The 7,537-nt window shown below is 65.7% G+C and carries 7 protein-coding genes; all 7 read right to left on the bottom strand.

Annotation, left to right across the window (positions count from 1 at the left end):
- Window positions 1-841, bottom strand: an 841-nt coding sequence (locus tag EJJ38_RS15750) for an aldehyde dehydrogenase family protein (protein ID WP_127091062.1), incomplete at its 3' end; no start/stop codon positions are given.
- A gap of 100 nt (window positions 842-941) precedes the next feature.
- Window positions 942-1,931, bottom strand: a complete 990-nt coding sequence (locus EJJ38_RS15745; RefSeq protein ID WP_127091061.1) for a Gfo/Idh/MocA family protein — start codon at window positions 1,929-1,931, stop codon at window positions 942-944.
- A gap of 111 nt (window positions 1,932-2,042) precedes the next feature.
- The gene (locus tag EJJ38_RS15740; RefSeq protein WP_127091060.1) at window positions 2,043-3,143 is read right to left on the bottom strand and encodes an LLM class flavin-dependent oxidoreductase; all 1,101 of its coding nucleotides are present in this window, start codon (window positions 3,141-3,143) and stop codon (window positions 2,043-2,045) included.
- Window positions 3,144-3,289: 146 nt separating this feature from the next.
- Complete coding sequence (locus EJJ38_RS15735) at window positions 3,290-4,117, bottom strand: alpha/beta fold hydrolase (protein WP_127091059.1); 828 nt, start codon at window positions 4,115-4,117, stop codon at window positions 3,290-3,292.
- Between the two features lie 36 nt (window positions 4,118-4,153).
- Window positions 4,154-5,557, bottom strand: coding sequence for a TRAP transporter large permease (locus EJJ38_RS15730; RefSeq protein ID WP_127091058.1), 1,404 nt, complete (start codon window positions 5,555-5,557; stop codon window positions 4,154-4,156).
- 9 nt (window positions 5,558-5,566) lie between these two features.
- Window positions 5,567-6,082: a TRAP transporter small permease subunit gene (locus EJJ38_RS15725; protein ID WP_127091057.1), complete on the bottom strand. Its 516-nt coding sequence runs from the start codon at window positions 6,080-6,082 to the stop codon at window positions 5,567-5,569.
- A 94-nt stretch (window positions 6,083-6,176) separates the two neighbouring features.
- The gene (locus EJJ38_RS15720; RefSeq protein ID WP_127091056.1) at window positions 6,177-7,259 is read right to left on the bottom strand and encodes a C4-dicarboxylate TRAP transporter substrate-binding protein; all 1,083 of its coding nucleotides are present in this window, start codon (window positions 7,257-7,259) and stop codon (window positions 6,177-6,179) included.
- Window positions 7,260-7,537: the final 278 nt, after the last annotated feature.

Below are 7,537 nucleotides of genomic sequence, written 5' to 3'. Positions count from 1 at the left end.
AGGCGTCCACGAACCGATCCGCGACGCTTTCCTCCACGATGAAGCGCTTCGCATTGATGCAGCTCTGGCCCACATTGATGAAGCGGGCCTTCACGGCGGTGGCGGCGGCGGCCTCGATGTCCGCATCGGCCAGCACGATGAAGGGGTCCGAGCCGCCCAGCTCCAGCACCTGCTTCTTGAGCGCCTTGCCCGCCTGGGCGGCGACGATCATGCCCACTTCCGTGGAGCCGGTGAGGGTCACGGCGGCGATGCGGTCATCCGCGATGAGGCCCGCCACCGCGCTGGAATCGATGAGCAGCGTGCGGAACAGCCCCTCGGGGCAGCCCGCCTCCCGCATGACCTCCTCCACCGCCACCGCGCATTGCGGCACGTTGTTGGCATGCTTGAGGATGGCGCCGTTGCCGGCCGCGAACGCGGGGGCGGCGAAGCGGAAGAACTGCCAGAAGGGGTAGTTCCAGGGCATGATGGCCAGCACCACGCCCAGCGGGTCGAACACCACCGCGCTCTCGCTGGCATTGCTCTCCGTCACCTCGTCCGCGAGGAAGCGGGGGGCGCTGTCGGCGTAGAAGTCGCAGTTCCAGGCGCACTTCTCCACTTCCGCCTCGGCCTCGGGCAGGGGCTTGCCCATCTCCTGGGTGATGAGCAGGCCGTACCGCTCCTTGCCCGCCCGCAGCACGCGGGCCATGCGGCGCAGAAGCTCCACGCGCTCGGACAGGGGCGTGCGCGCCCAGATCGCCTGGGCCTTTACGGCACCCGTCAGCGCCGCATCCACCGCAGATGCGTCATGCGGCTCGAAACGCGCAAGCTCTGCGCCCGTCGCAGGGTTGAGGGAGATGATCATGGGGTAAACCTCCGGTCCCGCCGGTGCGGGCCGCATGGGCGAAAGTCCGAAAGGCGCGGCCGCCCCCGCTATATGCGAAGGCGGCCGGATAGGTCTGTCCTCAGGGGACGCGGGCGAGATCCTTGCTCTCGGCCGAGGCGAACACCGCCTCCAGCGCCGCGACCGTCTCGATCATCTGGTCCATGGCGATGGGATAGGGCGAGCCGCCCTGCGCCGCGCGGGCGAAGGCTTCGAGGTTCGCCCGCACCGAAGGCGCCGGGGGATAGTCGAGATCCTCGCGGTCGCGGCCACGGATCACATAGGTGGCCGTCCAGCCTTCGGAATTCTCCGGATGGGCCCGGTCGCGCACCTCGGCCCAGCCCTTCGAGCCATAGACCGCGAGGCGGCCGTCGAACGGCGTGGTGAGGATGGCGGAGAGCAGCGAGGTGCCGCCATTCTTGAATTCCAGGGTCATGGCGAGGGTGTCGCCATTCTCCCAGTCCTGGGCGAGGGTGCGGATGGAGGTGAGCACCCGGTCCGCCGAGCCGAGGATGGCGGTGGACAGATCGATGAGATGGATGCCCGTGGCGGTGACGGGCCCCACGGGGTTGGACGCGCTGATGCGCCAATTGCCCTTGGGCAGCGCCAGGAACTTGTCCTGGCTGAAATTCGCCTCCACCTGCACGATGGTGCCGAGGTCGCCCGCCTTGATGCGCGCCATCAGGTCCATGACCGGCGGCTCGAAGCGCCGCTCATGGCCGACGCCGAGCACCACATTGTTCGCCTTGCACACGGCGACGGCCTTTTCGGCATCCGCGCGGGTGAGGCAGAGGGGCTTCTCGCAGAAGACATGCTTGCCGCGGCTCGCGGCGGCGATGATCTGGTCGCAATGGAATTGCTGGGGGGTGCACAGCACCACGCCCTGCACTTCGGGGTCGTCGAGGATGGCCTCGAACGTCTCCACGAAGCGCGCGCCGCGCTCGGTCGCCACCGAAGCCTTGGAGGCGTCCACATCGGTGGCCACCACGATCTTGATATCCGGGCTGTCCTGGAGCACCCGCAGCAGCGTGCCGCCCCACCAGCCCATTCCCACCAGTCCGACCTTGAGCATATGGATATTCCTCGCCGTTTCGGGTCCGGCGCCTTGGTGCGCCGGTTCAGTCCCGAGGCGCGCCGGACGGGTCCGGCGCGCGATCAATCAGGGATGCCTGAGGAGGCCGCCTTATTCGGCGGCCTTGGGGGCGGCCACGGAGCCCATGCGGGGGGCCACCTGCTCGGCCAGCAGCACCATGGAGCGGCGGGCGAGATCGCGGTCCGCCCAGTCCTTGCCTGCATAAAGCAGGGTGCCGAAGGGGCCGGTGATCTCCTGGAAGCGGTGCAGGTCTTCCACCACCTTGTCGGGGGTGCCCCAGATCACCAGATCGTCCAGCACCCTCTCGATGGTCAGCTCGTCGTCCGTCATGTTGGGATCGGACTTGAACAGCTCGGCCCGCTTGTTGGCCTTCATCTTGGTGAGGAGCTGGTTGTAATAGAAGCGGTAGGGGCTGTTGGGGCCGGTGGCATATTCGCGGGCGGTGGCGAGATCATCCGCCACGAACACGCTCTTGGCCACGCGCCAGTCGGCCGGATCGGCCACGGCGCCCACCTTGGCGCGGCCCTCCACATATTTCGGCCAGTGGGTGGCGACCCATTTGGGCATGAGGAAGTTGGCCGAGATGGGCAGCCAGCCGCGCGCCGCCGCTTCCACAACGCCCTTGGAATAGGGCGCCACCACCGTCACCACGATGGGCGGGTGGGGCTGCTGGAGGGGCTTGGGAATGATGCCCTGGCCGATATCGGCCATGAGCGTGCGCTCGGTGCTCACCGTCCAGTACTTGCCCTTGATGTTGTAGGGCGCCTGTCCGTCCCAGATGGCGAGGACGGAATTGATGCCTTCCACGAACATGGCGTTGCGGTCGGCATCCAGGTTACCGAACACCTCGGCGTCGGAGAGCAGGCCGCCAGGGCTGATGCCGAAATTGAAGCGCCCGTCCAGCATGTGGTCGAGCATGGCGATCTCGCCCGCCACCGCCGCCGGATGGCTGTTGGGCAGGTTGATGGTGCCGGTGCCCAGGCGGATCTGCTTCGTGTTCTGGGCGATCCAGGCGATGAACATGGCGCAGGACGTGATGTTCTCCGCCTGGTCGGTGACGTGCTCGCCGCAATAGGCCTCGGTGAAGCCCAGCTCATCCGCGAGCACGAATGCCTCCTTGTCCTCCTGCAGGGACTGGCGCCAGTCCTTGGTCAGGGGGTGGATGGGCATGGTGAAGAAACCGAGCTTCATAAGTACGCTCCCAAATCCGTCCGCGCGACCATAGGGGCGCGAGATCATGCGGGAAAATGATTGTTCATGATGCAGGCCATTATTTTAGATAATGGCCTTGGGCGCACCTCGCCCCTTGAGGGGCGAGGGCGAGTGGGGTCTGGCGCTCAGGCGGCCACGGGCTCTCCCACCTTGGCGCCGGTCAGCCAGCCGGTGAGCGCGGCGTTGTAGGCGTCCGGATTTTCCATGGGGATGATGTGCGCGGCGGGCGCGATCTCCACATAGCGGGCGCCGGGGGTGAGGCTCGCCATCTCCTTGATGGCGGCGGGCGGGGCGCCGCCGTCGGCGGCACCGGCCACATAGAGGACCGGGATCTTGATGGAGCCGAGGCTACGCTTGTAGTCGAGCCCCTTCAGCGCCTCGGCGCAGAGGATGTAGCCCTCGGTGTCGCAGGCCAGGATCATCCGGCGGGCTTCCTCGACCACGTCCGGCCGGGCCTCGCGGAGCGGGGCGGTGAACCAGCGCTCCACGGTGAAGTCCACCACGCCCTGCATGCCGCCCGCCGCGCGGATGGCGGCGATGCGGGTGTTCCAGCTGTCGATGAAGGGCGGGATGGCGTCCGAGCGGGCGGCGCAGCAGGCAAGGCTGCGCAGCCGATCGCCATGATGGATGGCGACGCCCAGGCCGGTCATGCCGCCCATGGACAGGCCGATCATGTCGGCCTTGTCGATGCCGAAATGATCCATCAGCCCAACCACGTCGCCCACGAAGGTGGCGAGCGAGTAAGGACCGGCGGGGGCCGAGGAGCGGCCATGGGCGCGCGTGTCGTAGCGCAGCACGCGGTGGGTCTTCGTGAAGGCCGCCATCTGCGCCTCCCAGCTCTCCAGCGTGCAGGCCAGCGAGTTGGAAAGGATCAGCCAGGGCTTGCCCGCATCCCCGTCCACCCGGGTCGCGAGCTGGGCGCCGTTCACCGAGACCATTTCGATGTCGATCATTGGAAACTTCCTCGCAGGAAAGAGAGAGACCGGCGGCTAAACGCCGGTCTTGCCGAGGTTGGGCAGCCAGGTGGCGATGCCGGGGAAGGCGATGATCATGGCGATCACGGCCAGGAGGCAAATCCAGAACGGCACCGAGCCCCTGAAGATCTCGCCCACCGATATTTTTTCCTGTGGCAACGCCGCCTTCACCGTGAAGACCAGGATGCCGAAGGGCGGGGTGAGCAGGCCGGTCTCGATGGCGATGATGCCGATCATGGCGAAGGCCAGCGGATCATAGCCGAGTGCACCGGCGATGGGGGCGAAGACCGGCACCGTGAGCAGGATGATGGAGATGGAGTCGATCACGCAGCCCAGCAGGAACCAGATGAGGATCATGATGCCGAGGATGGCGAGCGGCGACAGGCCGGTGTCCAGGAAGAAGGCCTGCACCGCCCCGGTGATGCCGGTCATGGACAGCACGCGGGAATAAAGCTGGGCCGTCACCAGGAGCAGCAGCAGCGGAGCGGAGGTGCGCCCCACCGTCAGCACCACGTCGAAGATCTCCTTCATGCGCATGCCGCGGCCGATGGCGATGAGGAGCGACATGGTCGCGCCCACCCCCGCGCCTTCGGTGGGCGTGAAGATGCCGAACCAGATGCCGCCGAGAACCGAGAGGATGAGCAACAGCACCAGCAGCGTGCCAACGATGGTCTTGCGGAAGTCGTCTTCCTCCACCACCGGTGGCATGGAGACCGAAACCCGCCCGCCGGATCCGCCCGCCACGGCCGCGCCCGAGGCGGAGACCGAGACCACGCCCGCACCCGGCGCCTCGCCCACCAGCGCGGGATAGCGCATGGCGAAATAGACGATGTAGATGCTGTAGACGCCCACCACCAGGAAGCCGGGAATGATGCCCGCCAGGAACAGGCTGCCGATGGACTGCTCGGTGATGACGCCCCACACGATCATCAGCACCGAGGGCGGGATGAGCATGCCCAGGCAGGCGCTGCCGGCGATGCAGGCGAGCGAGAACTGCCGGTCGTAGCCATAGCGCTTCATCTCCGGATAGGCGATGCGCGAGAAGGCGGCAGCGGCGGCGATGGAGACGCCCGACACGAAGGCGAAGATGGCGTTTGCGAACACGGTGGCGATGCCGAGCCGGCCCGGCAGCCATTTCGTGACGCGGTTGACGAGGGCGAACAGATCCCGCGCCGCGCCGCAGCGGGCGAGGAACTCGCCCATGAGGATGAAGAGCGGGATGACCGCGAAGATATAGTCGCGGATCGCCTCATAGGCGGTGTTGGAGATGAAGGAGCGCACGACTTCGATGTCGCCGTCCATCATCATGTAGATGCCGAGCGCCGAGGCGAGGCCGAGCGCGACGGCGATGTGCACGCCGAAGGCCACCAGGAACAGAAGCCCGCCCAGCACCAGGGTCATTTGTGTTGCGTCGAACATGGCGGACCCTCAGTGCGAGACGCCGGTGACCAGGACTTCGCTGCGACGGGCGGCGACGATCTGGCGGCAGGCGAGAAGGATGTAGGCGAGGACGGCGAGGCCGGTGCCGGCGAGGACAGCGAGGCGGACGGGCCACATGGGCACGTGCAGGGCGCCCTCGCCCTCGAACTCGCCACTGGTCCAGGCATGGATGAAGCCGTCGATGCTGCCCCAGAAGATGATGCCGAAGAGCAGCGCGCCGAGGAACGAGCCGATGATGCCCAGCACCGCCTGCATGGAGACCGGCAGATGGTTGGTGATGGCGTCCACATGCATCATGCCGCCCGACAGGATGGCGTAGCTGGCCTGCAGGTAGCAGATGATGACGATGGAGGAAGAGACCATCTCGGGCGTGCCCTTGAGGGGCGCACCGAACAGCACGCGGCCGATCACGTCTGCGCAGACAACGAAGCACAGAAGGAAGGCGAGGGCGGAGGCCACGACGAGCAGGGCCTTGGAAACGATATCGAGAGCATGTCCGATCATGGCGCACCTATGGTTGCCGTCGGCGGGAACGGGATCGGGAACGGGAAGGGCCGGGCGGAGCACCGCCCGGCGAGGCTTCAAGCGCGCGGTCGCGTCACTTGACCTGGTAGCGCACGGGCCATTTGTGGCCGGCCTTCTCGTACAGCTCCATGGCGAGGCTCAGAACCTCGGTGGCCGGCAGGCCGGCCTTGTCCAGCTCCGTGGCCTTCTCCTTGGGCCAGTCCTTCAGGGAGGTCGCCCATTCGATGCGCACGCTGTCCGGCACGGCGGTCTTCACCTTCGCGCCCAGCTCTTTCAGCTGCGCGATCTGCTTGGGATAGTTCTCGTCATTGACCGTGCCGGTCTTGGCCTCGAACTCGCGGGCCACTTCCACGATGATGGCCTGCACGTCCTTCGGCAGCTTCTCGTAGCGGGCCTTGTTGATGGTCAGGCCGTGCCAGGAAATGGCGCCGAAGCCGACTTCGGTATAGTAGGGCGAGACTTCGAACAGCTTGAAGTTCACGACGCCCGACGGGAACATGATCCAGCCGTTATAGACGCCGGTCTGCATGGCGGTGTAGGCGTCCGGCAGCGAGGACTGGACCGGGATGGCGCCGGCATATTCCAGCCACTTCAGGTTGAGGCCCGCGCCCGCGAGCTTGCGGCCCTTCAGGTCCGACACCACGTTCCAGTCGAAGGTGGTGGTGAGGTTGTAGCCGTTGTCCGAGATGAGGGCGATGAGCTTCTGGTTGAACTTCTTCTCGAACACTTCGGTCATGTACGGCACCTTGTCGTACACTTCGCGGGCGACCTTCACGCTGGTCACCGAGCTCATGGACGAGAAGGGCAGCATGACCTGGAAGGCCTGCATGGGCAGGTTGGACGGCTCGAAGCAGAAGCAATAGCCGCCGATATCGACAATGCCCGACTGCACCGCTTCCAGCGTATCGGCCACCTTCACCATGGAGCCGCCATAGCCCTCCACGAACTCGATCTTGTGCGAGGTGCGTTCCGCGACGCGCTTGGTCACCTCCGGCACGAAGAAGGTCTGCATGAGATTGACGTAGGTGTTCACCGCTGGATGACCGGAGGCGATGCGCAGGCGGAAGGTTTCCGCTGCGGCAGGCGCTGCCGAAAGTGCCGCGACACAGGCGCCGACGAGGCCAGCCGCCAAGGAAGATCGAAGTACTGATCGCATCAAATTGTCCTCCCGAGTTTATTTTTATTTTTCGACTTTTGCGTGCACGGGTCGATTTATTTCGCAGTCGCGAAAAATGCTGCTCTGCACAAGATGTCGAAGCATTTCTGTTGCGGTAGGATTAGGTTTGGCTCTCCCCCTCGCCAAATGATCATTTATGATCGATGTCATTAAATCGGCTAATGGGGTGCCTCGGCGCACGCGCTTGTATCCCTAAGTCATGTTCCTTAGGGGGAGGAACGCATTGTGAAACAAGGCGTCGCGTCGCCGGCGCTGTT

Source organism: Aquabacter cavernae (assembly GCF_003993795.1).
Taxonomy (GTDB): Bacteria; Pseudomonadota; Alphaproteobacteria; order Rhizobiales; family Xanthobacteraceae; genus Aquabacter; species Aquabacter cavernae.
The sequence above is the reverse complement of the archived record's forward strand: the minus strand, read 5'-3'. Positions and strand labels throughout refer to the sequence as shown.

Coding starts and splice junctions, on each gene's coding strand:
- EJJ38_RS15745 (WP_127091061.1), bottom strand. CDS start 1,931: ATGCTCAAGGTCGGACTGGTGGGAATGGGCTGGTGGGGCGGCACGCTG.
- EJJ38_RS15740 (WP_127091060.1), bottom strand. CDS start 3,143: ATGAAGCTCGGTTTCTTCACCATGCCCATCCACCCCCTGACCAAGGAC.
- EJJ38_RS15735 (WP_127091059.1), bottom strand. CDS start 4,117: ATGATCGACATCGAAATGGTCTCGGTGAACGGCGCCCAGCTCGCGACC.
- EJJ38_RS15730 (WP_127091058.1), bottom strand. CDS start 5,557: ATGTTCGACGCAACACAAATGACCCTGGTGCTGGGCGGGCTTCTGTTC.
- EJJ38_RS15725 (WP_127091057.1), bottom strand. CDS start 6,082: ATGATCGGACATGCTCTCGATATCGTTTCCAAGGCCCTGCTCGTCGTG.
- EJJ38_RS15720 (WP_127091056.1), bottom strand. CDS start 7,259: ATGCGATCAGTACTTCGATCTTCCTTGGCGGCTGGCCTCGTCGGCGCC.